Source organism: Paraburkholderia sp. JHI2823 (assembly GCF_038900695.1).
GTDB classification, from domain to species: domain Bacteria; phylum Pseudomonadota; class Gammaproteobacteria; order Burkholderiales; family Burkholderiaceae; genus Paraburkholderia; species Paraburkholderia mimosarum.
Window position 1 is genome coordinate 1 of the sequence record NZ_JAYMRY010000446.1, and the last position, 250, is coordinate 250.

Genomic DNA, 250 nt, shown 5'->3' on the forward strand with positions numbered 1-250 from the left:
GTCGCGCCAAGGTGCCGGGTTAAAATTTGCGTTCGATCCTGAATGACGAACAGCATGGGCCAGACGAAGAAGACACCACGCGCGACGTTGCCTCCGGGCATCGGCAAAGTCCTCAAGCGACTGCACTATCCGTTGGACGTGATCCTGCTGTGCGTACGCTGGTATGTGGCTTACTCGTTGAGCCTGCGAAATCTCGAGGAGATGATGGCAGAGCGAGGCATCGAGGTCGACCATTCGAGCGTGCACCGCT

Annotated in this window: 1 pseudogene; it reads left to right on the forward strand. The window is 58.0% G+C overall.

Annotated features, from left to right (window positions below):
- Positions 1 to 54 precede the first annotated feature (54 nt).
- A pseudogene (locus tag VSR34_RS39350) lies at positions 55 to 250 on the forward strand (IS6 family transposase); the annotation flags it as partial.